The sequence below is a fragment of the Collinsella provencensis genome, assembly GCF_900199705.1.
In the GTDB taxonomy this organism is placed as follows: domain Bacteria; phylum Actinomycetota; class Coriobacteriia; order Coriobacteriales; family Coriobacteriaceae; genus Collinsella; species Collinsella provencensis.
The window spans coordinates 1,417,533-1,442,233 of the sequence record NZ_LT904908.1 but is presented as its reverse complement, the minus strand read 5'-3'; the positions used below and the strand labels follow the sequence as shown (position 1 = coordinate 1,442,233).

Genomic DNA, 24,701 nt, shown 5'->3' with positions numbered 1-24,701 from the left:
ACGGAGCCTTTATGTCACGCACTTCGCACGAGCCCATCCAGGCCAAGGATGAGCGCATCCACCCCAACAACACGCAGGACAAATTGCTCAATATCGCCTATCATGCCGAGATTTCGCGTCGCGACGCCCTGCGTGCGGTAATGGCTTCTGCCGCCGCTGCGGTATTGTTCGGTGTACCTCGCAATGCCTTCGGCGCGTCCGCCTCAAAGAAGACGCTCGATGCCCTGGCCTCCGCTGAGCAACAGCTCTCCGCCGTCCAGGCGCAACTCGATGCGCTGGGCGCCGAGTTCGAGGCGTTGAGCATCGAGCAAGACAAAACCATTTCGCAGATCGAAGAGGTCCAGGCCAAGCTCGATGAGACGCAACTCAAAATCGAGGAAAACGAGGCGAAACTCGCCGAAAAGCAGGAGGCGCTCGGAAATCGCGTTTCCGACAGTTATAAAAAGGGACCTGCAAGTACGCTCAACTTGCTGCTTTCCGCCAAAACGTTTGACGAACTGCTTTCAAATAGCCGTTATGTCGACAAGATAAATGACACCGATCGCCAGATCATCACCGAGATTCAAGACATCCGTGCCGAGCTTGAGCAGCAGAAGGCGGATCTTGAGCAGCAGAAGACCGAACTCGAAGCCCTCAAGGAGCAGCAGGCGGCCCAACTCGCGGAGATGCAGGCCAAGCAGGCGGAAATCAAGGCGGTGCTCGACGACCTATCCCAGGATGTCAAGGACCTCATCGCCCAGCGCGATGCCGAGTACCTCGCCGCCGTGCAGGAGGAGGAGCGCCAGCGTCAGGAGGCGGAGGCCAATCGCAGGCCCAGTGGCGGCGGCACCATCACCGGTGGCGCGCGTTCGCTCGAGCGCGTGCTTTCGTCCGCGCACGCAACCCCAAGCCCTGGCGGCGGACTGTGCGCCATGTGGGTTTCCCAGGTGTTCTATAACGCGGGCTTTGGTTACGCGGGCGGAAACGCCAACGACCAATACAACGCCTGGTGCACGAGCAGCAATCGCAACAACCTGTCCGCGGGCATGATCGTCGCTGTTTCGACGCATCCGCACACGGCCGCCGGTATTGTGTATGGACATGTGGGCATTTACATGGGCAATGGCGTGGTTATGGACAATATCGGCTATATCCGCAGCATCAGCCTCAACGAATGGATCTCCTACTACGGCGCCACTGTCACCCCGCGTTGGGGCTGGCTCGGCGGTTGGGTGCTCCAGTAGCCTTTCAGCTGTAAGGTGACAAATTATCCGAGGAATGCCATGGGCAACTTATCCGAGAAATGCCGTAGGTAACGACCGTTAGCCGCAAACAACCCTGTTTGTTTGCGGCTAATTGCTGTTGCCTATGGATTTCTTCCTTTTGAAGCTCTGAAAGTGCAGGAAATCACAGGCAACGGAAGAACGGCATAGGGATTGGGCGGACGAAAAAGCCCGGTCGCCGTGGCGGCCGGGCGGGTTCTCGATGGCTGGGGTAGAGGGATTCGCCGGGCGGCCTGAGGGCCGCCCTCCCTCCGCTTCGGGCCTTCCGGCCCTCGCGCGCTGCGCTGGGAAACGCGTCCGCGTTTCCCCAGCTCCGCGCCCCGAGCGGGGTTCGAATCCGTGGAAGCAAAACGAAAAAGCCCGGTCGCCGTGGCGGCCGGGCGGGTTCTCGATGGCTGGGGTAGAGGGATTCGAACCCCCGTAACTGGTACCAAAAACCAGGGTCCTGCCACTGGACGATACCCCAACATGCACGCGCGAAAAAACGCGGCTGCAACAGTTTAGCGCACCTCGTCGCTTAATGCATCACAGAGTCCGTCGAGCAGACGAACTGCAAGTGTCTGCGCATCGCTCGACGTGAACGTGCCGTACGTTGAAATACCCGTGAGCTCAATGCGCAACACCGCCGGCTTGTGCGTTGCAGCGGCAACGGCGGTCTTAATGCGCAGGGGCAGATTCTGACACCCTGCCAGCGAAATGGTCGCACGGGGCTCCGCGTCTTCAGGCAATTCGTCGGAGGCAATTTCTACCACCAAGTCGGCATCCTCGGGAATGCAATCATCGCACAGCACCACGCCGCTGTTCTCGGTCGTGGCCGTAGCGATATTCCAGATGCGCGAGGCCACGTTGCGGGCAATGGCATCCACGCCGCAAATGGCGATATTCCAGTTCTCGAGCACAGTCGCCGCGCGGGCAAATCCCATGCGTGCCTCATCGCCAACTTCGGCGACCGACGCCTTGCCCTCCCACACATGATGCAGACGCGCGATGTAATTGAAGGTGTCCTGGAACGCCATGCCATCGGCGAACAGGCCGACATTCTCCTGAAACTCGCGCAAAGCCGCCTCGGTGTGCGGACCAAAGTAGCCATCGTCCGGACCGCAGGCAAAACCCAGCGTGTTGAGGGCGTGCTGCAAAGCGTGAACGTCGGCTCCATGGAAATTGGGAACGCGCAGGTACAGCGTGCGATCTCCCAAACGATATGAAGCGTCGACCAGCGCACTCCAACTCGTTACGTCGATCTGCTCGCTCGGCTCCAGGTCGCAATCAGCGCAAAACGCGCCCACCGCAGCAGCGGTGCTGGGGCCGAAGTCCTTTGCAGCGGTCTCACCAGCGTCGATGGTATATCCAAGCGAGGTCAAACGCGTCTGCACATCTTCAACGGCAGGCCCCCGCATTCCCTGTTTGATGGGCTCCATGTGATCCCCTCTAACGGCACGTATCGCGCGATATCGCACGTTTCCATCACTTAGTGTAACAATTCTCGCGACAAGCTACAGAAAGCCCACCGCCTATCCAGATGCGCACGCTATCATGATACGCGGCGCCAACGCGCGCCCGCACCCATTCAATCCAAACCAAGGAGTCGGTATGCAGGCAACAAATTTCACGCACGTCGTCTTTGACATGGACGGAACCCTGCTTAACACCCTCGATGACCTGGCAAATGCCTGCAATCACGTATGCGAAAAGCACGGCTGGCCCACGTTTCCCGTCGACGCGTACCGCTACAAAGTAGGCAATGGCCAGCCCAAGCTCATCGAGCGCATCATCCCCGCCGAGTTCCTGGGCGACCAGGCGGTCTTTGAGGAGGCACTCGAGGATTTCCGCGTGTACTACGCCGCGCATCGCGAGGACAACACCGCGCCATACGAGGGCATTCAGAAAATGCTCGATGCGCTCGTCGATGCCGGCGTTCCGATTGCCGTTCTCTCGAATAAGGACCACACCGCCACGGTACCGCTGGCCGCCCAATATTTTGGCGATTGCTTCACCGTCGTCCAAGGGCGTGTGGACGCCTTCCCGCCCAAGCCCGAAGCGCCCGTGACCCTGCACGTCCTCGAGCTACTGCATGCGAATCCAGACACCACCCTCTACGTGGGCGACTCCAACGTCGACATGCTCTGCGGACATAACGCCGGCATGCGCTCCTGCGGCGTGACCTGGGGCTTCCGCAGCCGCGAAGAACTCGCGGATGCGGGCGCCGACTACCTGGTCGACACCACCGACGAACTGCTCGACGTCGTCTTGGGACGTTAGACCGAACAAGACTCGCCCACTTCACCCGCATCCCAAAACAAAAGCGGCCCCGAACAGCACATCCACATGGACTGCCATTCGAGGGCCGCTTCGCTTACTCAAACGCAAACAACACTCACGAGCGCGAAAACTTACTCCATAGCGCTCAACAGGACCTCAGCGGTATCCTCGTCAATCGACCAGGAGTTGTCGTCCTCGTCATAGGTGTAGGTAAAGGTGACGTTGCTCTCCTTTGTCTCGGCGTCCTTGGTGGCATCCATCAGGACCTCGCCGCCCTTGAGGTAAATCTCCTCCTCGCCGCTCAGCGTAGAGGGATCGACGCCCTCAACCCACTCCTGGAAGCGGGTGGCGAAATCGCTCAAAATGCCGGAGAGGGACTTCATATGAATAGTGACCTCCGCCGTGGCCTTTCCAGCATCCTTGTCGACCGTGATCTCACCGATCTCGTAGGCGTAACCATCAAGATAGACCTCGGCAAACTCATGCGGATCGATACCAAGCTGCTCGAAACTGCCGTCCGCACCCTGCTCGAGACCTTCCATGAAATCGTCGTCGTCGGCGCTGATGGCGCTCAAGCCTTCATTGAGGTCGTCGCGAATCAGGTCCTCGACCTTCGGACCGCCACATGCGGTCAAAAGCACCGTGCAAAGCACGGCAGCCAGAGCCATGGGGACAGCCCAAAACTTCTTCTTCATACCTTCCTCCAAAACTACGGCAATGCAAAGATGCAGCAAGCATTGCACGTGAACAGCAGTTTTATAATACCCCCCTACTGAACCGGTTTTTTGCATACTTCGGTAAAGGGTCGAAAACGTGTAGGGGGCGCGTCATGCACCACGGAAAGGGCCCCATACGAGCTTCGGAATCGACAAAAATGACGGAAATGCATATATTATCTCCGTCTTTCCGAGTAGACGGCGATTTTGAACAGCAAAGCCGCAGGTAAGATGAACGCAAAACCTGCCTATACTCATCGCACTCGAAAAGATTTGCGCATATCCGTCATTTTTGAAAAACAAAACTGCCCCTGCCAAATCTTGGAGGGGGCAGTCGTTCAAATGCAGAGCTTTGCCGAAGATGCACTCACATCCGCAAAGACTCGAGCTCACCACCGTTTTTATTGGAAACGCAACGTAACGGTAAGCGTTACTCCTTCACTCCGTACTGCTCGTAGTAGGCATCGAGCGCGGCCTTGAGCTCGTCATCGATCACCACGCGGCCGCCCACCTCTTTGTTGTACAGGTGCTCGGTGACCTCGGCCATGCTCACGATGCTCGCCACGGGGAACCCGTACTTGGCCTCGATCTCCTTTTGCGCGGTCGTAACGCCACCCTTGCCGACCTCCATGCGGTTGAGGCTCACAATCAAGCCCTTGACCTCAACATTCGCCGCCGCCATGAGCTTCGGATACGTCTCGTCGATGGACTTACCCGAGGTAGTCACGTCCTCGACCATAATCACACGGTCGCCGTCCTTGAGCTCGTAACCCAGCAGGTTGCCCTTGTCGGCGCCGTGATCCTTAGCCTCCTTGCGATCGGAGCAGTACTTGACCTCTTTGCCGTACAGCTCGGAAAGCGCGATGGCGGTCACCACGGAAAGCGGGATACCCTTGTAGGCGGGACCAAAGACGACATCGAAATCAAGGCCGAAGTTGTCGTGAATGGCACGGGCGTAATACTCGCCCAAGCGCTTGAGCTGCTCGCCCGTCACATAGGCTCCGGCGTTCATGAAAAACGGCGACTGGCGACCGCTCTTGAGCGTGAAACTGCCGAACTTGAGCACGTCAGATGCCACCATGAACTCGATAAACTCCTGCTTGTAAGCCTCCATGGGGTTCCTTTCTCTTCATGCGCCCGCCCGGGCAAGCGCGAGATTCGCATCTCCATGCGTCTGTCCACACAGACACGCATGCACGCTCGGCACGCGCTTCATCCGCGCGCACCTTCGCCGCATCTAGCTTAGCAGAAGCGCGCTAGCGCCCACTTCAAGCACGAAAAGCCCCACGCAAGCCAAAGATTTCAGCTCGCATGGGGCTTTGGGGGATATATCAGCGCAATGAATACAGCTCGGTATATGCCGCATAACGAAAATCGCGCTGCGGCACAGACGACGAACGCATGCTTAGGCCTCGTCGCGCTCCTTTTTTCCAAGTGAGACGAACGAGCCACCCGCCACGGCAAGGCCCGCGGCACCAGTCAGCACGATGCCAACGATGTCGCCCGTCTGCGGCAGACCTTCCTTGCCGGATTTGTCGCCTGCGGTTTTCTTGGACGAACCATCCTCTTTGGAGCCCTCGGCGCTCGACTTCCCAGCATCGTCTCCGCTGCTCTTCACAGCAGCGCCCTTCTTTCCGTCGTTGTCGTCCGCCGCGGCGGCAGAGGCATCTGAGGCTCCGTTATCCTCATCGTCCTCGACAGCGGAGGGCTGCTGAGAGCTGGGTTTCTTGAGGGGCGCCTTTGCTCCACCGGTATTTCCGCTGGCGTCGCTCGCGGCACCGCCATTCGAACCGTTCGCGTTGGAACTCTGGTTGTCCTCACCGGCCGCGCTATCGGAATCGCCCGAAGGCTGCTGGGGTACACCGTCCGCATCGCCGTTCGAAGCATTGCCCGTCGTACCGCCATTCGATGCGCCATTGCTCGGCGCCTGAGCAGACGATCCGTTGCCGCTTGATGAGCTGCCATTCGACGATCCGGTAGTACTATTGCCGGCGTCGTCCTTATCGGAATCCGCGGGTGTATCGCTAATCGACGGAGTGGTCGGCGTCGTGGGCACCACGGGAGTCGTAGGCGTGGAGGGTTTCTCCTGCTCCTCCTTGTCGGCGGCGTTTTGCTGCGCCTCGTCCTCGGCGATATACGTGAGGCAGATCTGCTTTTCCTTCTTGTAGCGGTTCTGCCAGCCCGTCCAATACTGCGGCTGACTCGAGCAGTAATAGCTCACGCGATTCACCACGGTATCGCACAGGGCGGTCACCAGCTCGCGGTCGGTCATATCGTCGTTGAGATTCGCATCCTTGAAGTAATTGCGCACGCCGCCCGATCCGAACATGTTGCACATGCCCCACACAAGGCCCTTGACGCAATCCGCGCGGTCACGCACATCAACGCCGTACGAGTTCAGCAAGATACTCTGTACGGGCAGGTAGTAGTTGTTGTAGGCGTAGGCATCCTGCAGGGCGGAAAACTCCTCCGGGTCCGCCTTGTACGCCGCATGCCACGCCTCATTCAGATCCTGCGCAAGGCCCGTGAGCTGTCGCGTGTCGGAATCGTACATGCTATACGTTTTGCTCGAAAGCGTGTCCGCATGCTCCAAAGGACCCTTGAACATGGCGTACTTGGCGGAGTCGTAGCTATACACCTGCTGGATGAAGCCCATAAGGCTATAGCGGCGATCGAACTGGTAGAAGCCCATCGCATTGTAGCCGTCGCCATACGAAAGACCCTGGTCATAGTTGCCGTGACTTTCGAACTGGGCAAAATATTTCATCTCGTCCGAAAGCTTGAGCGGCGCCAGACGAGAAGCCGAACGCACCTTGGCGAACGTCCTCACGTTCTCCTGGCCCTCGTAAAAGTCGGTTTTATCGTAGTCCGAAGGCAAGGGGGCACCAACACCGTTGGGGTCGGTATCCGTAGTGGGGGTCTCATCGGACAATGTTGCAAGGGCAGGGGCTGTGGAGCCAAGCGTGAGTGTAAGCGCAAGGCCCGCGACAATCGCTTTGTGACGCGAATGTGCCATGGTTCCTCCTTGGTTTTGCCTCCCTGAGGGATGGCTGCGGTTCTGGTACGTTTGCGGCAAAGCCACAAGTGGAGTCCTCTAAGTATGAATCACTTTTTTACGGTTGGCAACGCATTATTTGTATGGTGGAACACCATTTTTTTGAGCAGATAGAGGCCTATTCCCAAATCTTCCACACGTCAGGGCAGTAGCCGACCGTCGCCTGTCGTCCGTTGCGCACGATCGGCTCGCGCAAAACCTGCTGATTCTCCAAAAGCTTCTCGAACTTTTGACTGCTCGCAAGATAGGTGATGAGCGCTACGGTGTCCTGATCCTTGGCTTTTTCGTCCACGAGAGCCTCGATGCCGCCAACCGCGCGCATCACGCTCTCGAGCTCGCCTTTGCTCATTTCCTTTTCACGCAGGTCGATAAACTGCACCTTGATGCGGCGCTCCTTGAAGTAACGCTGCGCCTTTTTGGTGTCGAAGCTTTTCTTGGTTCCAAAGATTTGAATGTTCACGGTTTGACACCCCATCCATTACGTTTTGCCGCATTCCAAAAGCGAGCCGCATCCCCGCCGGGCGCGCTGCCTTCCGTGGGCGCCGCTCTTTGCGCGCGTTGCCCCTTACTCGTGTTTACACCAGTATGAAATATGCGAGCACGGCGATGCCCAGGACGATGCGGTATACGCCGAAGGGCTTGAAATCGTGACGACGGACAAAGCCCATGAGCCACTTGATCGCAACGAGCGAAACCACAAACGCCACAGTGCAGCCCACACCCAGGATGGCGAGCTCACTTGTGCCAAACACGCCGCCCTTGAAGAAGAACTTCACGAGCTTGAGGAAGCTCGCGCCGAACATCACGGGGATGGCCAGGAAAAACGTGAACTTGGCAGCAACCGAGCGCGTGCAACCGAGCAGCAAGCCGCCGATGATGGTGGAACCGGAACGCGACGTGCCAGGGATGAGCGAGAGCACTTGGAAACATCCGATACCGAGGGCGGTTTTCCACGAGAGCTCGTCGAGCGTGGAAATGGAACCGAAGTCGCCGCCCGTAGCGGACTCGGTGGCAGCCATGGGAGCAGGCGCAGCGAAATGCGCGCCAGCAGGCCGAGCGCCGGGAAGCGCTTTCCCAGACGCGACAGACGAAGCGAGCCTCCTTGCACGCCAGCTCTCGATCACGATAAAAGCAATGCCATAAACCACCAGCGCGGCAGCCACCACCCAGGCATTGTAGAGGTGCTCCTCCATAAAGTCGTCGAGCGGGATGCCGATTGCCGCCGCGGGAATGCAACCGAGCACGATCTTGCCCCATAGGTTCCACGTGCTCCTGCGCTCCTCGGCGTTTTTGCCAAAACCGAAAGGCAGCAAATCGCGAATGAACAGCACACACACCGCCAAGATGGCGCCGAGCTGAATGACCACGAGGAACATATTCCAAAAGTTCTCACTCACGTTGAGCGTAACGAATTCGTCCAGCAAAATCATGTGGCCGGTCGATGAAATGGGCAGCCATTCCGTAATGCCCTCAACCACTCCGAACAGGGCGGCTTTAAGCAACTCGACGATATCCATGAACGACTCCTAGCCTCAAAACGAATTTGAAAACACGCGGGGCATCACGCAAACGCCCACTCGGCAAACCATTCGATGCAAAACAGTTCAACATGCATGCGCCATCGCACGCTAACTGCCCTATTATCCCCCGTACCACTCCGTTACACCTAAAAAGCGAACCGTTTGCGGCATCTCTCTTATTTCCTACCTCTATATGGGTATAACTGTGGCAAGGTAAAGCAGCATGCGGCGGGGTACACGGACCTCGCCCCTTAGCCAAGGAGGCTGTTATGCACGAGGGTTATTCCAAGATATTTGTTTCTCTTGACGGCACCGAGCAGCAGGATTTCGTCCTCGCCCGCGCCATCAAGGTCGCCGCGAACAACGGCGCCGCCCTCGTGGTGGGTCATGTTATCGACTCGACCGCGCTCGAGTCCGCGGGCTCCTACCCCGCCGACCTCATTCAGGGCCTGCAGGATGCGTTCACCAACTCCATTGCCGCCCAGATCGAGGAGGCCAAGGCGAATCCCGCTATCCCGTCGGTCGAGGTCATGATTCGCGCCGGTCGCATTCGCGAAACGCTTAAGGATGAGATGCTCGACGTGGTAAAGCCCGATCTGGTGCTGTGCGGCGCACGCGGTCTTTCGTCCATCAAATACGCGCTGTTGGGCTCCATCTCCACGTTCCTGCTGCGCAACACCGACTGCGACATCCTGGTCGTCAAGTAGGTTCACTTCCAGCGAGAACGTTGAGTACGTTCTCACGTACCCAGGCCCCGGCATTACGCCTCTTCGCTCAGCTGAGCCCACGGCTCAGAAATCGCTCTGAGGCATAATGTCGGGGCTTTTTGCGTCATCTCAATGTTCCCTGCATTTGCCCACTTGAATGATGGAACAGAGCTATAAGGTCAAACGGCTCTATTACAAAGTTGAAAGAACGTATGATGCACGACGAGATAGGGTTTTCGTACAACGACCAGGTTTTCCCGAGTAGACAGCGATTTATTGAAAACAAAACCGCAGGTCGCACGCTTGTGAACTTCGCCTCTACTCTCCAAATCGCCCAAACTGTACGCAAACCCTACTTCGTTGTGCATTTCGGGACGAGCGAGCAACAAAGCCGCCCCTCCACGCGAAAAGTTATTCCAAACAATTACTCGAAATAATGCATCTTGTTGGTGGGAAAACTAATCGTCACGGCAAAGAACTCACCTTCGCGCGAATCGGCGCGCACGCCGAGTCCCATCTTGTCGCACAGGCGTTTTACCAGGTATAACCCAATGCCTGTAGAACGCTTGCCCGTCCTGCCGCGCTCTCCGGTAAAACCGCGGTCGAACACGCGGGGCAAGTCGGCTTGGGGGATGCCGCAACCGTTGTCTCGTACCTCGAGCTCGATACGCTCGCTCGAAAGGCCGCGGTCGATAAGCGCTCCCGAAAACACGATTTCCGCGCCCGAACTGCTCGCATACTTCGCACTGTTCTGAATCAGCTGCCCGAGGATGAACACCATCCACTTCTCGTCGGTGAACACGGTCTTACCCAAGTCGACGCGAAACGGCGCCACATGTGCGGCGATAAGCGTGCGCGCATTGGCACGGACCGCATCACCCACAAGCTGTTTGAGCTCATACGGGCGAATGAGATAATCGCGATCGACCGACTCCGAACGCGCATAATACAGCGCCTGCTCGATATACCCCTCCACGCGGTCGAATTCCTCACCCAACGCTTCGGTCTTTGCCAGAAGCTGCTCGCCTTCCTCGTCTGCCGGAACGCCCTCTGCCAGGTTTTCGAGCATGAGATGCGCTGCAGCAAGCGGGGACTTGGCCTCGTGGACCCACGTCTCGATGTAATCGCGGTATTCTTCCACCTGTCTTCGATACGTTGCCGCATCATCGTTTGCGGCCTTGGCGATCGCCCTCAGCGCATCGTACGCAAGCTGTCCCTCAAGATAATCCGGCTCCTCGACCATCTCGAAAAACCACTGCGGATGCTCAACGCCTTCACGCACGCTTGCCAAATCGCCGTAAAACGGACGCCTGCGGTTGTATTCCAACGCAACAATCCCCAAAAACGACGCGAGCATGATTGCAACGACAAGCAACACGATTTCAATGCCGACACCGCCCACCAAAAGCAGAAAGGCAACGAGCGCGGTAGCGATAAGTTCGCACACAAGCGCAGTCCGCAGCGATGCAAGGTACGTTAACGGCCCCATGGCACCCCCTATACCGAATACCCGCGACCTCGATGTGTTGAGAGATAACCCGTCACGCCGATCCTTTCCAGCGTGGCGCGCAGGCGGTTGATATTCACCGTGAGCGTATTGTCATCCACGAAGGCATCCGAATCCCATAGGTCACGCATGATGGCCTCACGGCTCACAATCGCACCGGCATGGCTCATGAGCAGCGAAAGGATGCGCATCTCGTTTTTGGTGAGCTCGACCGACGCCCCCGTTTCAGTTGAGGTGGCAAGCGAACGCGACAAATCGAGTGAGAGGCCGTTGTGCTCTATAACGCGGCCAGCATCACCCGCGCCCTGAATGCGACGCAAAAGCGCCTGGATGCGCGCCACGAGCACGCGAGCACTATAGGGCTTGGGAATGAAGTCGTCCGCACCCATGGTCATACTCATGACCTCGTCGACCTCGGTCACGCGCGAGGTGAGCACGATAATCGGAAGATCCGACTGTTGACGGAGCTCGCGACAGATGAGCTGCCCGTCGGTCCCCGGAAGCGTCAGGTCGAGCAATACGAGATCGGGACGGGCAAGCAAGATGTCCTCAACCGCACGCTCGAACGTCAGGCAATACGAGACCTCGAAGCCCTGCCGCTCCAGCACCTCGATGACCTCGTTGCGGATCGCCGTATCGTCTTCGACCACGAAAATACGCGCCATGGACCCGTCTCCCCTCGTAAAGCACGCCATCATTATCCCGCCTTGCCGAGCGCTCGATCAGCCAAAAGCACAACCTTTCAGCAATGTAAGGCGAGCAGTTGCGCCGCTTTAGTACGGCGCGCCCAACGGCGGGAGCTGCTTGAGATACGCCCACATGCGCTGTTTCTCCGCCGGTGCGGCAAGCGCCGCCTCAAAGCCGCCGAGCGCCAGCACACGACGTCCAAGCACTGACGCAACCAACCCCGGCATGAGCATCGCCGTGTCGAAGTCCTCGATGATCGCCAAACCGTCTGCGTAAGCCTCGCGCATCAATTCAGCCGCGGCGTTATCGAGCAGTACGACGGCCTCGGAATCCAACGCCTCGAGCGCCTCGCGGAACAACTCGACGGGAAGTGCCGCGCCCTCCGCGTCCACGGCCGAAAGTACGCAAAAATCCTGCGGCGCCCAGCCGATTGCCGAAAGCGCAGAGCGCAGGGCTTCCCCATCGGCGCCGGAAAGCAGCTCCGCCCCGGCTCGCTCTGCCTCGTTCAGCACGCCTTTCACCAGCACCACGGGCGAGAACGCATTGCCCGCCATCATAACGCCGCGCTTTTCCAATCCCGCAAGCTCTTGCGCTGCGGCCGCAGCCAGCGCCCCTTTATGCTCGGTCGTCGTATACACCAGGGCTCCTTGTCACCGTGTTTCTCTCAAACATTTTACCCTGCCATGAAATGCATGCCATCGCGTGGGTATAACAACCGCGATAGATGAGTATCCCTCACCTGGACGAGGGACTTTACAAGGAGGCTCCCATGGCCAATATTTCCACCCTCACTGCCGAAACCTTCGATTCCGTCGTTTCCAACGACGCTCCGGTACTCGTTGACTTCTGGGCTCCGTGGTGCGGTCCGTGCCGCGCACTCTCTCCCATCGTGGATGAGCTTGCAGACGAACTCGAGGGCCGCATGGTCGTTGCGAAGTGCAACGTCGATGACAACCAAGAACTCGCTATGAAGTTCGGCGTCATGTCCATCCCCACCCTCGTGCTGTTTAAAGACGGTGAGGAGATCTTCCGTTCAGTCGGCGCGCTGCCCAAGGCAAAGCTCAAGGCAGACCTCGAGGCACGCCTGTAAGGCGAACGTGCGGGGCTGACGGAACGCCCCGCCGGCGCCAAGCGAGCAAGCACCCCGTCGATGCCAAGCGGGCCCCAAAAGCGAGCAAACCAAAAAAGACGGAAATGCATAAATCATTTCCGTCTTTTTAAGTAGACAGCGATTTTTAGTAGCAAATCCGCAGGTAAAGCGAGTATTAAATGTGCCTATACTCGCCATGCTCGAATAGAATTGCGCATTTCCGTCATTTTTGAAAACGAAAAGACCGCATCTCGTCATTGAGGCGCGGTCTTCTTCTCCAAACATGACATCGAGCACCATCGGATTGCGACCAAGCGCAAGGAAACGCTTAAAGCGACCGCAAATCGCCCTGCAAACTGGCGTTACTTGCCCTCGGCGTCGCGGCGTTTCTGCTCCTCACGCGCGGGAATGATGCGGAACTTGATCCACCACGCCACGACGATCAGGCCGATGATGACGATGGCGACCTTCACGGCAGTGGACACCCATTCCGCCTGTGCCGTAATGACCTCCCACGCGTCGCCCGCCCAGAAGCCGAGCGTGCACAATACAGTGTTCCAGGCAAGCGAACCCACAAGCGTATACAGGGCAAAACGAACCATGTTCATCTTTGCCGTGCCGGCAGGAATGGAAATCAGACTGCGGACCACGGGGACGCAGCGGCAAATGAGCACGGCAATCTGCCCTTTACGGTCAAACCAGCCGATCGCCTTGGCAACGTCGTCGGAGTGGAACCCGAGCATGCGCATGAGCTTGGTGTCGAAAAACCCCTCCAGGCGCTCCTGCGAGAGCAGGCGACCGAATCCGTACAGAATGTAGGCGCCCACAACCGAACCGATGGTTGCAAAGGCGATGACCAACGGCAACGTCATCGAGGTCTTGCTCACCAAAAAGCCCGAGAGCGGCAAAATCAACTCGCTGGGAATGGGCGGGAAGATGTTCTCGAACAGAATCAGGCCGGCAATTGCGATGTAGCCAAACTGGCTGATAAAACCAAAAAAAGCTTCCTGCATGGTTCGCCTTTCAAAGCGCGGGGTGCAGACACAATGCACACCATCTTAGCCCAAGGCCGCGCAGGGCATGTAAAGCCCCGGTAAAGCCAACTAAAGCCGCATCAAATGCAAAAAGCCCCGTCCGAAGACGAGGCTTTATTTGCAATGGCGGGAAGTACGGGGCTCGAACCCGCGACCTCCGACGTGACAGGCCGGCGCTCTAACCAAACTGAGCTAACTCCCCAGGTGCAGCAACTGCTGCGGGGATTAGTATACACAGAGCCAGTCCTTCTATGCAAGAACTTTTTCCAACTTTCTTTCGCAATGCGTAAACAAGGCAAAACCGCAGCTCAACGGCATTACAAAGGAGCATATTTCCGTCGTTCGTCGTGCGCTTTTTGCACACAACTCAATCAAAGGTCGATGATTTGAGCCGAAAGCACGACCCCGTTATCCACCATCAAACGGCCGATGGTGGGACCGCGACCACCGCGCGGATAGGAAGCGGAACCGGGATTGATAACGATGCAGCGACCGACTTTCTCGATCTTTGCACGATGCGTATGTCCGCATACCGCCACATCCGATTCCAAAATCGGAAGCATCTCGTGATAATGCGATACGGAAAAACTCACGCCCTCGTACACGAAGGTGTTAATCTTACCGACCTCGGGGCCGTAATCGTAGTACCAGTCGTTGTTGCCCAGCACGGCGCGAATCTCGGACACACTTGCCTCGAGCTCTGCCCAGTCGCTTTCGCTGGTGATGTCACCCGCATGAATGAGCAGGTCACAGCCCTCAATTGTCGCAAGCAGCTCCGGAGACAGATGCCCATGCGTGTCTGAAATGATGTCGATTCGGCGGACCATTATAGATTCAACGCCTTCTTGAGCGGCACCACGCGGCGGCGACTCACGGGGATGCGCTCATCCACGCCGCTTACGCCGAGCTGGATTGCGCCAGAAGGCACCGTCTCGACGTCCTCGACGTTTGCGAGGTTCACGATGTAGCGACGATGCACGCGGAAGAATCCGAACTCGCCGAGCTTGGATTCGAACTGCGCCAACGAGGTGGTCGACAGATAGCGGTCATCGTCGGTGAAGATGCAGGAATAGTCGTCCTTCGCCATGATGAAGCGAATCTGGTCCACCGGAATGAGCACCTTGCGTCCACCCTTTTCCACGGGGATACGCTCAATGTTCGAAGACTTGACCATCGGCTCCGCCGCAGCGGGCTTGGAGCGCGCGATGACCTTTTCGATGGCGCGATCCAGGCGCGCCTCCTCAACGGGCTTCATGAGGTAATCAACCGCGTCTACGTCAAACGCCTCGACAGCATGGTCGCTGTATGCCGTTACGAACACGATCGCGGGCGGATTCTTGAGCTTGTAAAGCGCCTCGGCAAGCTGCAGGCCCGAAGCGCCCGGCATGGAAATGTCGAGAAATACGACGTCAACGCGCGTTTCCATAAGCATCTCGATGGCAAAGCGGACGCTCGACGCCTCGGAAATCGAACCGAACTTGCCCGTTTGCTCCAAAAGGAAGCGCAATTCAGAGCGCGCAGGTGCCTCGTCATCGACGATCATCGCACGTAGCATATGCACCAACAACCTTTCTTTACCAGCTCAGGTGACCCGACGCCACACGCGCCGTCCGTACGGTCATGTCTTATTCTACCCCTCGTCGTACATACTTCCCTCGAGATCGAGACGCAGGCCGATCGTGGTTCCCGCTCCAGGGGTAGATTCGACACTTGCGTGCGAGCGCGGACCGTAAAAACGCTTGATGCGCTCAGAGATGTTGTGCATGGCAACTCCCGCGCCACCGCCCTGTGGCGCAGACGGATCGGGAGGCGTTGTCGCCGCGTTAAACAAGCGAGCAGCGGTCTCCTCATCCATGCCGACGCCGTCATCGGACACGCGAATGTCCACGACCTCGTCACCCGCGCTTTGCACCGTAATACCGATCCCAAGCGGCCCCTCATCGGGCATAGCATGGCGCACCGCATTCTCTACCAGCGGCTGGATCACAAATGCCGGAACGAGCACGTCCTCAACGTCCTCGTCCACGTCGACCGTAAGCTGAATGCGGTCCTCTCCAAAGCGGGCCTTCTCAAACGTGAGATAGCGCATGGTCTGCTCGATTTCCCGCTTCACGGGGATGAGCTGGCCAGAATTCTCAAGCGTAGCGCGGTAAAACTGGGAGAACTCACGCAGCAACTCGCGAGCACGCAGAGGTTCGGTGCGCGTGAGCGCGGCAATCGTGTTGAGCGTGTTGAAGAGGAAATGCGGGTTGATCTGAGCTTGCAGCGCGCGGACCTCGGCACGCGCGGTAAGCTCCGCCTGCCGCTCGAGCTCATGCACCGTGAGCTGCGTGGAAAGCAGCTCGGCAAAGCCCGAGGCAAGGGCATATTGCGTGCGATTCACGTGGCGCGGAGAGCGGTAGTAGAACTTGAGCGTGCCCACGGTCTTGCCGCGAATCTTGAGCGGCGTAACGATGCCAGCCGGAATATAGCGATATTTCCCCTGCTCACCACGCATATACATGGCACTGGTGAACGACTGCGCAATGCCATGCTCGATTACGTAGCGCGTGGTGATGGTGTGTATGGGCGATCCGGGAGGGAATTCGTCCGCCAGGTCTCCTACGCACGCGAGAATCCGCTCCGTGTCCGTCACGGAAATCGTCATAGCACGCGTTTCGGGCAGAAGGCGACGGCAAATCGCCTCGGCGCTTGCGGGAGTGAGGCCCTCGGTGATGTCCTCGAGCATCTCCGAGGCCACATCGAGCGTCTGCTCGGTGTACTGGGAGCGCAACGTATCGGGACTCGAAATCAAATAGGCGAACACAAGCAAAAATGCCGCCATGAGCGCGCAGGCTACCAGCGTGGTCAGTGACTGGTGGCCCGTTGCCAGCGCGTAGCAAAACGCCAAAGCGAGGCCGGAAACTAAAAAGATGGAAACAAATCGGACAATGCCGGTGGAATCGGTCGTTGGCAGGTACTTATCTATCGCGCGCGAATACACCGCGCCATTTGCATGCCATTCGACCGGATGGCCCTCTTCAAAACGATCCGAGGCGTCGTTGTTCTGCTCCGTCATGCACGCTCCAGCAGGGCGGCGAGACGCTTGTCTCCACGCAGCCCATCGATAATGCTTGGCCAAAAACTAACAAACCTCAGGTAGTCGCGCTCATGCTCGCGCGCGTACTCCTGAGCCTCGCCAATTCCATGGCGCCAAATGTGCCAATATCCCCTGTGCTCGCGCGTAAAGAACGCACGCGCAAGAGCGGTTTTGCGCACGCGCTCGTCCAGACCGCCGGAAATCCATGGACCGGGATACGGCATGAGCGCGGCCGCAGTCACCGAATTGTATTCGGGCTTACGGGAGGCAACCGCCAACTTGGCACGCTCATAATACCAGCGATACACGTTTTGCATAAAGCGGGGTGACTCTTCCGCTTGCGCAGGAGGCAGATGTTTGACCGCCCATGCGTTGTCAAACCATACGTCCAAACCAAAAAGTCGCATGTTAAACAAGTAGTCCAAGTCCTCGCCACGCGTGATGTACGGATCGAACGCCACGCGGCTGAACGCACGCGCGTGCACGGCAAAGCAACCGCCGCACACGTAATTGGAACGCGAGATGCGCGTCCCGGCGAGGGCCTTCTCCATCCAACGGTTGAACTCGATGCGCTTGGTCCACCAACGGCAGGTGATACCCGCCTTTTTGGTGGTATCCGCCAGCGGAGAACCCGCCTTGTCATAAAAATAACCGCTCTTGGCGAGGATGGGCAGGCGTTGGCGCGTCTCGTTTCCCAGTCCGTACAGGGCGCGCTCCATAAAGTCGGAGGAGAGCACCACTTCGTCGTCATCCAAAAACACCACGGCGTTGTGTCCCAAAATGGCGGCGCATGCCAACCCCATGTTGCGAATCGCGCCATAGCCGCGTAGAGACACCGTCTCGCCCGAAGCCTTGGGTGCCAACTCGCTCACACGCTTCATGATGGCGGATGCCTCGCGATTGGTAATGAGCGTTACCTCGACGCTCGGATGTTGGTCGATAATGTCGCGCACGCGGGCTTCGGTGCGCGCCAGCTCGGCTTGCGGGCACACCAACAGGACGATCACCCGCGGGAGCTTGCGCACTTGCTCGAGCGAGGCAAGGCAGCGATCGAGTTCGGGGCGCTGGCCAACCAGATCGGTCGTATGGTCGTATGCGCCGGGAGACGTCAGGCCGGCTTGGTCGCCCGACCAATAGCTTGGAATCACGATAACTGGATTCACAGTGCCTCCCCTGCCGTTTTTTGGCACGGAAAGACGACCGCACACTGTTCAAGCGCCATCCCAACCTTGCATTTTGCACGGCGAGGATGATTTTCCGTACCTATGAGTTCTTTGTACCCATTCGCTCAAGTTCACGTTTGACAAACGGCGTTTTTCTCAACGAACGGGCGAGTGGGTACCCCAATAGGTACATGATAGCCGCTTCGCCCGCACCCGTTGCCACCAACCCGAACAGGTACATGAACGGATAGGCTCCATCGAGCGAGATCGAGGTGAACGGGATGGTGTAAAACCCAATGCCCTGCAACAAAAGCGGCAGGTACGCAGGCACGATCAAGGCATTGGCAAGCACGGGCCCGGCAAGCGCGAGCACAGGACGGTTGCGGAATTTCCAGGTGAACGATGCACCGATGAACGTGGCGAGCGAGCCGAATATCACGTCGAGCATGCCGAGCATGCCCGCGCCGGAAAACGCGATGTTCGCCACATTGGCGATGATGCATCCCAGCGTGAGACCTGGCACGGCCGCGGGCGTGAACAGCGCAAGCACGCACAGCGCTTCACTCACGCGGAATTGCACGGGACCCCAGGCCAAATTACCCAAAAAGAGCAGAGCCATCAATGTCGCCACAGCATATGTGGCGGCAATCACACCAATATAGGCGACGTATTTGGGGTCGCGGATTGAAGCGCTCGATGCTCTCGACGCGCGCACGGGACTGGCATAAGCGTGCGCTGAACGGCTTGATACCGGCACGGAGCGGTCCGACTCGTGCGCGTTGCTGTTGGATTTCATAATGCAGGTCACTTCCCAAATAAACGGAGGGCTTTACTGAAGCCAGCAAAACCCTCCGAAACGTAGCGAAGTGTATGAGCGTGAGCGCGGACGGGCGCGACCACGGTTGTGTTACGCGATGCGCGCTTTAAGCCGCCTCCACCTGCATACGGGAGAGCTTTACTAGCATGACCAAGCCCACTACCAGCAAGATCCCGATGGAAAGCACTCCTAAAGAAGGATCGTGCGTGAGCGAGGTCACGACAGATACTAGCAGAGTTCCCATAACAGAGGCGTAACGACCGAAGATATCAAAGAAGCCGTAATACTCGTTGGAACGCTCTTTGGGAATCAGACGACCAAAATAACTGCGCGAAAGCGCTTGGATGCCGCCCTGGAACAGGCCCACCAGAATGGCGAGGATCCAGAACTCCACGGCAGACTTGAGGAAGAACGCCGCGAACAGCACGATACCCACGTAGGCGGCGACGGCGACGATGATCATGCGCAGCGTGCCCACCTTGGAGGCGAGTCTGCCGTAGATGATGGCGGAGGGGAATGCGACGAACTGCGTCACGAGCAGCGCAAGCACGAGCTGCGTGGAATCGATGCCCAAGCTCGAACCATAGCTCGTTGCCATGGAAATCACCGTGTGAACGCCGTCGATGTAGAAGAAGAAGGCAACCATGTACACGAGCAGCACGCGATCCTCCGCGATGCGCTTCATGGTAACGACAAGACCCTTGAACGTGTTGGCAATGTTGCGCATCACACCGGCGCCGCCCTCGCGCTCCTTGCCGAACTTCTGCTCATAGGTGCGCAGCAACGGCACGGTAAAGCACAGCCACCACGCGCCCGTGATGATGAAGGACATGCGCGTGCAGAACGCCATGTCGAGACCGAGTAGGCTCGGACCGCCGAAGATGAGCGCCAGGCACACGATGAACGGAACCGTGGAACCCACGTAGCCCCAGGCATAGCCCGAGCTCGACACCATGTCCATGCGGTCATCGGTGGTGACGTCCGTGAGCATGGCATCATAGAACGTCATGGACGAGTTGAGACCGATCGTGCACAGCACGTAAACCACCAAGAACGGCAGCGCGCCCATCGGAATCGCCTGCGTAAGGCAGAGGATGAGGCCCGTGAAGAAAAAGCCTGCGAAGAACTTGATCTTGTTGCCGGCGTAATCGGCGAGCGAACCCAGAATGGGCATGAGCAGCGCGACCGCGAGGCTCGCGATGGTCTGCGCATTCGCCCATGCCGCCACGAGCTCCGCCGGATGCGCGCCGGTGTTGATGGAATTGAAGTAAATGGGCACAACCGAGGTGTTGAGCAGCACGAGCGCGGAATTACCCACGTCGTACATGACCCAGTTGCGCTCCAGCTTGGTGTATTTCATCGCTTCAACCCATCCCCTCGTTGGCGGTGCTGGCATTTATCCATGATACGGCAGATATGCCAAGCACAAAGGAGAAACATCGAGCGAATCGACATGCGAATCGGACATATCATTCCGTGCTCAAACAGTCCTGCGCAAGACGAAGCGTCCACTGGACGCTTCTTTGCGTGCGGAACTGCGCGTAAAACGACATGCCTTCGGAAGCTTGCGTCACTCAGCAGTTGCAAACTGGCTATTGTAAAGCTCGGCGTAGAACCCGCCGGCCGCGAGCAGCTCGTCGTGCGTCCCACGCTCCACGATGCGCCCGTCGCGCATGACCAAGATGCAATCGGCCTCACGGATGGTGCTCAGGCGATGTGCCACCACAAAGCTCGTCCTGCCTTGCATGAGCTCGTCGAACGCCGCTTGTACTTGCAGCTCGGTGCGCGTGTCGATGGAACTCGTCGCCTCGTCGAGCAGTAGGATCGCAGGATCGGCCAGCATGACGCGAGCGATGCACAGCAGTTGGCGCTGGCCTTGGGAAAGGGAGCCTCCCCCTTCGGACAACACCGTGTCGTAGCCCTGCGGCAGCGCACGGATGAACGTATCGGCATGCGCTTTGGCCGCCGCTGCTTCAACTTGTTCGCGCGTGGCCCGAGCGTTGCCGTACGCGATGTTTTCGTGAACGGTGCCCTCGAACAGCCAGCTCTCCTGCAACACCATACCGAACGCACGGCGCAGACTATCGCGCGTACACTCCGCAAGCGGATGGCCGTCGATGCGGATCTCTCCCTTATCGACGTCGTAAAAGCGCAGGAGCAAGTTGATGAGCGTGGTCTTTCCGCAACCCGTGGGGCCCACGAGTGCCATGCGCATGCCAGGCTCGGCGTGGATGCAGATATCTTGCAGCAACGTGCGACCGGGCACGTAGGAAAAGTCCACGTGGTCGAACTCGACCTCGCCACGCGGGGCGGAAAGCTCGATGGCATCTGCTGCATCCGGTTTATCCTCAGGGGCATCAAGCAGTAGGAACACACGGCGGGCCGAGGCGAAGGCCGCTTGGATCTGCGAGATGACGCCCGTGATCTCGTTGAACGGCTTGGTGTACTGATTGGCGTACGAAAGGAAGATCTGAACCTGGCCCACGGTGAGCGCTGCGGGGAAACCCGTGATGATGCCCACACAGCCAATGGCCGCAACCAGTCCATAGATGATGTTGTTGATGAAACGCGTTCCAGGATTGGAAAGCGAGCTTAAGAACTGTGCCCGCTCGCCCACGGTGTATAGCGCACGATTGATGGCCGAGAACCCCTCGCACGCGCGGTCGCCGTACGCAAAGGCGTCGACGAGCTTTTGGCTGCCCACGTACTCCTCGATGTATCCCGAGAGCTGGCCCTGGATGCGCATCTGCTCCGTGAAGCTCTTGTTGGAGAATTTCGCCATAGCGCCAGCGGCGAGCATCGACAGAGGCGTGGCGAGCACCACAACAAACGCCATGGGAACGGACGTCGTGAACATGAACAGCAGAGTGCCGGCAATTGTGACAATGCCCGAGAAAAGCTGTGTCAACCCCTGGAGCAGGCCGTCGCCCACCTGGTCGACATCATTGGTCACGCGCGAAATCAGATCTCCATGGGCATGGCGGTCGATAACTGCAAGTGGCACACGGGTGAGCTTTTCGTGCGCATCGACACGAAGATCGCGCACTGTCTGATATGAGAGACGGTTGACGCAATATCCCTGCAACCATTGGAATACCGAAGCCGCGACAACGATTGCCGCAAGACGCACAAGCAGCGGAGCAAGTGCGTCGAAATCGACCTTGCCCGCACCGATGATGAGGTCGATGCCCCGTCCGATCAAAATGGGAACGTACAGCTGAAGCACGATGGTTGCCGCCGAGGCAACAAACGACGCGACAAGCAGCACGAGATGAGGACGTACGTAACCGAAAACGCGACGTACGACCTCGCCTGTTGCCATAGCGCGATGGGAAGCGCCCCGGCCGTTGGAGGAATCTGGACCACCCTGGCCCGGCAGGTCGTTGAAATCGTTGAGGTTGTCATTGCCCGAAACGTTTGCGGTGACAGTTGCAACTGAACCGACGGACGCGTAAGGATTAGGCATTGCCACTCACCCCGCCTTCATCGTCGAGGTGCGATGGGACGGGAGTGTTTGAGGTGTCGGGCTGCGGCTCAGCCGAAGCGTTCGGGGCGGTCCACCCATCAAGTTGCGACGGGGTCGAGTCGACCCGGCCGGCGAGTTGCGACGAAACCGTTGCACCCGAGGCACCTGACCCACCAAGTTGCGACACCGCGATTTCGCGATAGATGGCGCAGTCTTCGAGCAAATGCTCGTGCGTCCCCAAGCCAACGACCTTGCCATGATGTAGCACGCAAATGAGGTCCGCGTCCTGCACGGACGACACGCGCTGACTCACGATGACCGTGGTGAGGTCCAGCTTTTCGACAGCTGAGCGTAGAGCGGCATCGGTTTTGAAATCAAGTGCAGAGGCGGAGTCATCCAAGATGAGGACCTGCGGATTCCCCACCAACGCGCGGGCGATGGTCAGGCGCTGGCGTTGGCCACCGGAGAAGTTTTTACCGCCCGATTCCACCGGAGCATCAAGTCCCGCGGGAAGCGCGCGAACAAAGTCAGCCGCCTGCGCCGTTTCGAGCGCATGCCACAGCTCATCATCACTCGCATCGGCTCTACGCCATTGCAGGTTCGAGCGAACAGTGCCGCTCAGCAGTTGTGCCTGTTGCGGCACCATTCCAATTGCACGACGAAGCTGTTCGAGCGGCCAAGCGCGCACATCGCGGCCAAACACCTCGACGCGCCCCGAAGTCACGTCGTACAAACGCGGGATAAGATTCACGAGCGTCGACTTGCCCGAGCCCGTGCCGCCAATCACGCCGAGTGTACCGCCAGTCGGTAATTCAAGTGACACATCCTGCAGGGCATTTCCACTTGCACCCGCAAAGGCAAAGGTCGCTTTGTCCATGCGAAGCGCTGGGAACGCTGCGGGCGTCGCGCCTGCCGTGATGCCGGAACCAGAGGCACCTGCACAAGCCGCAGCTGCACCCGTACGCGCCCCATCAACATCCGAGCGCTCCGCGCCAACGGCCGCACATGCCCCCTCTTGCTCGGCACGACCCTGAACAGACGGGCTCGTGATGCTCGTCGTGCGATCGAGTACTTCCCTGATGCGCACGGCGCTCGCGCTCGCCTTGGTAAACACGACCACCAGATTTGCCACGTAAACGATAGCAAGCAGCGTCTGCGTCATGTAATTTACAAAAGCCAGGACCTGGCCCTGCGTCAACTCGCCTGCGTCAACCTGTATGCCGCCCGCCCACAGGATGGCGCAAACGGCACCGTCCATGATGAGCAACGTCGCGGGATTCAACACGCTCGTCAGACGGCCGACGGCGATCGCCACGCCGGCCTGCTCATCCGCCGCAATGCGGAACCGCTCGCGTTCATGGTCCTCACGCACGAATGCGCGAACCACACGTGCACCGCTCAAGCCCTCGCGGGTAACAAGGGCGATGCGGTCGAGCTTTTGCTGCATCTGCTTGAAAAATGGAATGCATCGAGCCATGACCACCCAGAAGATTCCTCCGATGAGCGGCGTGGCGACGAGGAAGATCAGCCCAAGTTTGATGTCGATAAGCAGGGCCGCCACCATGGACCCCACGGCGAGCAGCGGAAAACGCACCAACTGCCTAATTCCCAACGCCACGGCAAGCTGCACCTGATTGACATCGCTGGTAATGCGCGTGATGAGCGACGGCGTGCCAAACTGGTCGATCTCGGCATGAGACAACGTGTTGATGTGGAAAAAGAGCGCATCGCGCATGTCCGTGCCCATACCCTGCGACGCGCGTGCCGCCATTTTTTGGCAGACGAGCGTGAATCCAAAGCCCACCAAGGCCATAACCGCCAGTACACATCCGAAGTGAATAACCAGGTCAACACGGTGCGTTGCGATGCCCTGGTCGATCATGCGCGCGATAACCAAAGGCGTGAGCAGGTCGAAGACGACTTCGACCAATTTGCACAGCGGACCGACCACTATACAGCGGCGGTACGGCGGAGCGAATTGTTTAAGCAGTTCAAACATACCAATCGTCTGACATCCCTGTCGCGATTCCAATGTTCCTAAGTGTAGCGCTTGAAATGCCTTGCTTTATTGTTTTATCTACCTGAAGGGGCTCTACGCTCCATTTTTTCCCAAAATGGAAAAGGAAACGCCCCGTGTGCTCGATGGGAACGGGTGCCCGGCAGAGGCTCCTTATGGCTGCTTCCTTCCGGACCTGACCAGGTTCGGAACATATCGTCACCCGAACCCATCGAACGCGCGAGGCGTGTTTAGCTATGATACCCGTTCACTCCGTCCGCGTCCAACGTTTTTGTGCAAAGGACATGCGGCGATAAGGCGGCGAAACGTAAAACGGCATCTA

The 24,701-nt window shown here is 58.4% G+C and carries 22 protein-coding genes, 2 tRNA genes and 1 other RNA gene; 4 read left to right on the top strand and 21 right to left on the bottom strand.

Annotated elements, in window-relative coordinates:
• Nucleotides 1-11 precede the first annotated feature (11 nt).
• Nucleotides 12-1,223, top strand: coding sequence for a coiled-coil domain-containing protein (locus tag C1711_RS06385; protein ID WP_234346312.1), 1,212 nt, complete (start codon nucleotides 12-14; stop codon nucleotides 1,221-1,223).
• A gap of 431 nt (nucleotides 1,224-1,654) precedes the next feature.
• Here C1711_RS06385 and C1711_RS06380 read toward each other — a convergent pair.
• Together C1711_RS06380 and C1711_RS06375 are read right to left on the bottom strand one after the other, a co-directional pair.
• Nucleotides 1,655-1,728, bottom strand: a tRNA-Gln gene (locus C1711_RS06380).
• A gap of 34 nt (nucleotides 1,729-1,762) precedes the next feature.
• A complete protein-coding gene (locus tag C1711_RS06375; RefSeq protein ID WP_199824856.1) occupies nucleotides 1,763-2,680 on the bottom strand; it encodes a peptidoglycan-binding domain-containing protein in 918 nt (305 codons plus the stop codon).
• A 172-nt stretch (nucleotides 2,681-2,852) separates the two neighbouring features.
• Here C1711_RS06375 and C1711_RS06370 point away from each other — a divergent pair, with 172 nt between their 5' ends.
• Nucleotides 2,853-3,521: an HAD family hydrolase gene (locus C1711_RS06370; protein WP_102338287.1), complete on the top strand. Its 669-nt coding sequence runs from the start codon at nucleotides 2,853-2,855 to the stop codon at nucleotides 3,519-3,521.
• A 131-nt stretch (nucleotides 3,522-3,652) separates the two neighbouring features.
• Here C1711_RS06370 and C1711_RS06365 read toward each other — a convergent pair whose 3' ends face one another.
• The 5 genes from C1711_RS06365 to C1711_RS06345 all read right to left on the bottom strand — a co-directional run bounded on the left by C1711_RS06365 (nucleotide 3,653) and on the right by C1711_RS06345 (nucleotide 8,809).
• Complete coding sequence (locus C1711_RS06365) at nucleotides 3,653-4,216, bottom strand: hypothetical protein (RefSeq protein ID WP_102338286.1); 564 nt, start codon at nucleotides 4,214-4,216, stop codon at nucleotides 3,653-3,655.
• Nucleotides 4,217-4,667: 451 nt separating this feature from the next.
• Nucleotides 4,668-5,351 carry an orotate phosphoribosyltransferase gene (pyrE, locus tag C1711_RS06360; protein ID WP_102338285.1) on the bottom strand — a complete coding sequence of 228 codons (684 nt, stop codon included), beginning with the start codon at nucleotides 5,349-5,351 and terminating at the stop codon, nucleotides 4,668-4,670.
• 291 nt (nucleotides 5,352-5,642) lie between these two features.
• A complete protein-coding gene (locus C1711_RS06355; protein WP_102338284.1) occupies nucleotides 5,643-7,253 on the bottom strand; it encodes a VgrG-related protein in 1,611 nt (536 codons plus the stop codon).
• Nucleotides 7,254-7,410: 157 nt separating this feature from the next.
• Nucleotides 7,411-7,752 (bottom strand): arsenate reductase family protein, encoded by a 342-nt coding sequence (locus C1711_RS06350; protein WP_102338283.1) that lies wholly within the window; start codon nucleotides 7,750-7,752, stop codon nucleotides 7,411-7,413.
• A 115-nt stretch (nucleotides 7,753-7,867) separates the two neighbouring features.
• A complete protein-coding gene (locus tag C1711_RS06345; protein WP_102338282.1) occupies nucleotides 7,868-8,809 on the bottom strand; it encodes an undecaprenyl-diphosphate phosphatase in 942 nt (313 codons plus the stop codon).
• Nucleotides 8,810-9,081: 272 nt separating this feature from the next.
• On the opposite strand from C1711_RS06345, the gene C1711_RS06340 reads away from it, so the two are divergent.
• Nucleotides 9,082-9,519, top strand: coding sequence for a universal stress protein (locus C1711_RS06340; RefSeq protein ID WP_102338281.1), 438 nt, complete (start codon nucleotides 9,082-9,084; stop codon nucleotides 9,517-9,519).
• A gap of 424 nt (nucleotides 9,520-9,943) precedes the next feature.
• Here C1711_RS06340 and C1711_RS06330 read toward each other — a convergent pair whose 3' ends face one another.
• The 3 genes from C1711_RS06330 to C1711_RS06320 form a co-directional block, all read right to left on the bottom strand.
• Nucleotides 9,944-11,008 (bottom strand): sensor histidine kinase, encoded by a 1,065-nt coding sequence (locus C1711_RS06330; protein WP_102338279.1) that lies wholly within the window; start codon nucleotides 11,006-11,008, stop codon nucleotides 9,944-9,946.
• Between the two features lie 8 nt (nucleotides 11,009-11,016).
• On the bottom strand, nucleotides 11,017-11,691 hold the full coding sequence (locus C1711_RS06325; RefSeq protein WP_102338278.1) for a response regulator transcription factor: 675 nt from the start codon (nucleotides 11,689-11,691) through the stop codon (nucleotides 11,017-11,019).
• Between the two features lie 108 nt (nucleotides 11,692-11,799).
• Entirely contained in the window at nucleotides 11,800-12,354 is a 555-nt protein-coding gene (locus tag C1711_RS06320; RefSeq protein WP_102338277.1) for a hypothetical protein, read from the bottom strand.
• Between the two features lie 128 nt (nucleotides 12,355-12,482).
• On the opposite strand from C1711_RS06320, the gene trxA reads away from it, so the two are divergent.
• Nucleotides 12,483-12,803 carry a thioredoxin gene (gene trxA, locus C1711_RS06315; protein WP_102338276.1) on the top strand — a complete coding sequence of 107 codons (321 nt, stop codon included), beginning with the start codon at nucleotides 12,483-12,485 and terminating at the stop codon, nucleotides 12,801-12,803.
• A 362-nt stretch (nucleotides 12,804-13,165) separates the two neighbouring features.
• Here trxA and C1711_RS06310 read toward each other — a convergent pair whose 3' ends face one another.
• The 11 genes from C1711_RS06310 to ffs form a co-directional block, all read right to left on the bottom strand.
• A complete protein-coding gene (locus C1711_RS06310) occupies nucleotides 13,166-13,816 on the bottom strand; it encodes a DedA family protein (RefSeq protein WP_102338275.1) in 651 nt (216 codons plus the stop codon).
• A 145-nt stretch (nucleotides 13,817-13,961) separates the two neighbouring features.
• Nucleotides 13,962-14,039, bottom strand: a tRNA-Asp gene (locus C1711_RS06305).
• A gap of 169 nt (nucleotides 14,040-14,208) precedes the next feature.
• The gene (locus tag C1711_RS06300) at nucleotides 14,209-14,664 is read right to left on the bottom strand and encodes a YfcE family phosphodiesterase (protein WP_102338274.1); all 456 of its coding nucleotides are present in this window, start codon (nucleotides 14,662-14,664) and stop codon (nucleotides 14,209-14,211) included.
• Nucleotides 14,664-15,392, bottom strand: coding sequence for a LytR/AlgR family response regulator transcription factor (locus C1711_RS06295; protein WP_102338615.1), 729 nt, complete (start codon nucleotides 15,390-15,392; stop codon nucleotides 14,664-14,666). Before C1711_RS06295 ends, C1711_RS06300 begins: the two co-directional genes overlap by 1 nt.
• Before the next feature lie 75 nt (nucleotides 15,393-15,467).
• Complete coding sequence (locus C1711_RS06290; RefSeq protein WP_102338273.1) at nucleotides 15,468-16,895, bottom strand: histidine kinase; 1,428 nt, start codon at nucleotides 16,893-16,895, stop codon at nucleotides 15,468-15,470.
• Complete coding sequence (locus C1711_RS06285; RefSeq protein WP_102338272.1) at nucleotides 16,892-18,079, bottom strand: glycosyltransferase family 2 protein; 1,188 nt, start codon at nucleotides 18,077-18,079, stop codon at nucleotides 16,892-16,894. Before C1711_RS06285 ends, C1711_RS06290 begins: the two co-directional genes overlap by 4 nt.
• A gap of 100 nt (nucleotides 18,080-18,179) precedes the next feature.
• Nucleotides 18,180-18,875, bottom strand: coding sequence for a QueT transporter family protein (locus C1711_RS06280; RefSeq protein WP_102338271.1), 696 nt, complete (start codon nucleotides 18,873-18,875; stop codon nucleotides 18,180-18,182).
• A 127-nt stretch (nucleotides 18,876-19,002) separates the two neighbouring features.
• The gene (locus C1711_RS06275; protein WP_102338270.1) at nucleotides 19,003-20,256 is read right to left on the bottom strand and encodes an MFS transporter; all 1,254 of its coding nucleotides are present in this window, start codon (nucleotides 20,254-20,256) and stop codon (nucleotides 19,003-19,005) included.
• A gap of 210 nt (nucleotides 20,257-20,466) precedes the next feature.
• Nucleotides 20,467-22,362: an ABC transporter ATP-binding protein gene (locus tag C1711_RS06270; protein ID WP_102338269.1), complete on the bottom strand. Its 1,896-nt coding sequence runs from the start codon at nucleotides 22,360-22,362 to the stop codon at nucleotides 20,467-20,469.
• Nucleotides 22,355-24,361: an ABC transporter ATP-binding protein gene (locus tag C1711_RS06265; protein ID WP_102338268.1), complete on the bottom strand. Its 2,007-nt coding sequence runs from the start codon at nucleotides 24,359-24,361 to the stop codon at nucleotides 22,355-22,357. The genes C1711_RS06270 and C1711_RS06265 overlap by 8 nt, the downstream gene beginning before the upstream one ends.
• 137 nt (nucleotides 24,362-24,498) lie before the next feature.
• An RNA gene (gene ffs, locus C1711_RS06260) (signal recognition particle sRNA small type) lies at nucleotides 24,499-24,594 on the bottom strand.
• Nucleotides 24,595-24,701: the final 107 nt, after the last annotated feature.

Bases quoted from the DNA above. Each gene is read 5' to 3' on its own strand.
- C1711_RS06385 (WP_234346312.1), top strand. From the start codon at position 12: ATGTCACGCACTTCGCACGAGCCCATCCAGGCCAAGGATGAGCGCATC.
- C1711_RS06375 (WP_199824856.1), bottom strand. From the start codon at position 2,680: ATGGAGCCCATCAAACAGGGAATGCGGGGGCCTGCCGTTGAAGATGTG.
- C1711_RS06370 (WP_102338287.1), top strand. From the start codon at position 2,853: ATGCAGGCAACAAATTTCACGCACGTCGTCTTTGACATGGACGGAACC.
- C1711_RS06365 (WP_102338286.1), bottom strand. From the start codon at position 4,216: ATGAAGAAGAAGTTTTGGGCTGTCCCCATGGCTCTGGCTGCCGTGCTT.
- pyrE (WP_102338285.1), bottom strand. From the start codon at position 5,351: ATGGAGGCTTACAAGCAGGAGTTTATCGAGTTCATGGTGGCATCTGAC.
- C1711_RS06355 (WP_102338284.1), bottom strand. From the start codon at position 7,253: ATGGCACATTCGCGTCACAAAGCGATTGTCGCGGGCCTTGCGCTTACA.
- C1711_RS06345 (WP_102338282.1), bottom strand. From the start codon at position 8,809: ATGGATATCGTCGAGTTGCTTAAAGCCGCCCTGTTCGGAGTGGTTGAG.
- C1711_RS06340 (WP_102338281.1), top strand. From the start codon at position 9,082: ATGCACGAGGGTTATTCCAAGATATTTGTTTCTCTTGACGGCACCGAG.
- C1711_RS06330 (WP_102338279.1), bottom strand. From the start codon at position 11,008: ATGGGGCCGTTAACGTACCTTGCATCGCTGCGGACTGCGCTTGTGTGC.
- C1711_RS06325 (WP_102338278.1), bottom strand. From the start codon at position 11,691: ATGGCGCGTATTTTCGTGGTCGAAGACGATACGGCGATCCGCAACGAG.
- trxA (WP_102338276.1), top strand. From the start codon at position 12,483: ATGGCCAATATTTCCACCCTCACTGCCGAAACCTTCGATTCCGTCGTT.
- C1711_RS06310 (WP_102338275.1), bottom strand. From the start codon at position 13,816: ATGCAGGAAGCTTTTTTTGGTTTTATCAGCCAGTTTGGCTACATCGCA.
- C1711_RS06300 (WP_102338274.1), bottom strand. From the start codon at position 14,664: ATGGTCCGCCGAATCGACATCATTTCAGACACGCATGGGCATCTGTCT.
- C1711_RS06295 (WP_102338615.1), bottom strand. From the start codon at position 15,392: ATGCTACGTGCGATGATCGTCGATGACGAGGCACCTGCGCGCTCTGAA.
- C1711_RS06290 (WP_102338273.1), bottom strand. From the start codon at position 16,895: ATGACGGAGCAGAACAACGACGCCTCGGATCGTTTTGAAGAGGGCCAT.
- C1711_RS06280 (WP_102338271.1), bottom strand. From the start codon at position 18,875: ATGAAATCCAACAGCAACGCGCACGAGTCGGACCGCTCCGTGCCGGTA.
- C1711_RS06275 (WP_102338270.1), bottom strand. From the start codon at position 20,256: ATGAAATACACCAAGCTGGAGCGCAACTGGGTCATGTACGACGTGGGT.
- C1711_RS06270 (WP_102338269.1), bottom strand. From the start codon at position 22,362: ATGCCTAATCCTTACGCGTCCGTCGGTTCAGTTGCAACTGTCACCGCA.
- C1711_RS06265 (WP_102338268.1), bottom strand. From the start codon at position 24,361: ATGTTTGAACTGCTTAAACAATTCGCTCCGCCGTACCGCCGCTGTATA.